Consider the following 1499-nt stretch of genomic DNA (forward strand, 5'->3'; position numbering starts at 1 on the left):
GAATTCTCGGCCGCGGCCGGCGTGTCCTCGCCGACGATCCTGCGTTTCGTCGCCAGGCTGGGTTTCCAGAACTACCCCGAATTCCAGTCGGCGTTGCAGGATGAGCTGGCCGCGCAATTGCAGTCGCCCGCCTCGCGCACGCTCAATCCGGGCTCGGCCGGCGGCGCCGTCTCGCCGATGCTGGAGGCGACGCTCGACAATTTGCGCGAGACCTTCCGCCACCTCACCGACAAACAGCTGGCCGACATCGCGGCGCGGCTTGCCGAGCGGCGCGGCAAGACCTTCCTCATCGGCGGCCGCTTCACCGATCCGCTGGCGCGCTACATGGCCGCCCATCTCGCCATCATCCAGCCGGATGTCTATCACCTCGCCGGCCAGGAGAGCATCTGGCGCGACCGCCTGATCGACATGGGCAAGCGCGACGTCCTGGTGATCTTCGACATCCGCCGCTACCAGGAAAGCCTCGTCCGCTTCGCCGAGAAGGCGCATCACCGCGGCGTGCAGATCATCCTCTTTACCGACCAATGGCTGTCGCCGATCGCCCGCTTCGCCCGCCATGTGATCGCCGGACGCACTGCCGTGCCTTCGGCCTGGGATTCGTCCGCCGCTCTGTTCGTCGTCGCCGAAACCCTGATTGGCGCTGTGACGAGGCAATTGGAAGCCGCCGGCGCCAAGCGCATCCGCGATCTGGAGAGCTTGCGCTAGCGCGTCGCGTCTGAACGGCCTCAGTGCTTCAGCTTGTTGTTTCTATGCATGTCGTGGTCCAAAACCGCTGCGCACTTTTGGGCGACATGCATTAGGCCTTCACGAAAGTGCGGCAGGGATCGGGACCGCGTCCGGCGCAGACAGATTAATGGATCGGGTCCCAACATCCAGCCGGCCGGGCAGCGAAGTCCTTGGACTCACCTCAACAACCGCCCCTCGATCGACCAGCGCGCGGCCAGGAAATTCAGCACGGCCGCCACCACGACGCCGATGATCTTGGCCGGCCACACGCCGATGGCTCCTGCCAGCGCCGCGATCGAGAGACTGGAAACGCCCAGCGAGATCAACGCGCCCAGCGACACGAAGCGCAGGAAGGAATGGTGCAGCCGTATGTCCGGGTCCCGCTCGAACGACCAGAAGCGGTTCGCAACGAAGGAAAAGAGAACCGCGACGAACCAGGCGCCGACATTGGCGGCCAAAGCCGGCGCCGTGAGCTTGAGCAGCAGGTAGAATGCGGTGAGGTCGATGCCGGTGTTGACCAGTCCGACAAGAGCGAAGCGGACGATCTTGTTGCCGGTCGAACGCTGCGGCTGGCCGGCATTGCTCATGCGCTACCATCCATGACGTGGGCTCCGGCCTTGTCGAGGATGTCGCCGAAATCCTGCGAGGAAAGAACCGCGTACTCAACCTCGCGCGCGGCCTGCATCGGGTCTCGCGCCCGCAAAATGTCATCGACATGGCCCGGATGGCACATGAACACCCCTTGTTCGGGCAAGGTCTTGATCGCGGCGCGC

Annotated in this window: 3 protein-coding genes; 1 reads left to right on the forward strand and 2 read right to left on the reverse strand. The window is 64.8% G+C overall.

Translation table 11 applies throughout. The features are described from left to right. On the forward strand, positions 1-705 hold a 705-nt coding region (locus EOA27_RS36105), incomplete at its 5' end, for a MurR/RpiR family transcriptional regulator (RefSeq protein WP_145970819.1). 197 nt (positions 706-902) lie between these two features. On the opposite strand, the gene EOA27_RS36110 is transcribed toward EOA27_RS36105, so the two are convergent. Next, entirely contained in the window at positions 903-1313 is a 411-nt protein-coding gene (locus EOA27_RS36110) for a GtrA family protein (RefSeq protein ID WP_126081427.1), read from the reverse strand. Continuing rightward, a partial coding sequence (locus EOA27_RS41220) for a ChbG/HpnK family deacetylase (protein WP_348639886.1) occupies positions 1310-1499 on the reverse strand: 190 nt, incomplete at its 5' end. The genes EOA27_RS36110 and EOA27_RS41220, both read right to left, overlap by 4 nt.

This window comes from Mesorhizobium sp. M2A.F.Ca.ET.037.01.1.1, from assembly GCF_003998075.1.
GTDB lineage: Bacteria > Pseudomonadota > Alphaproteobacteria > Rhizobiales > Rhizobiaceae > Mesorhizobium.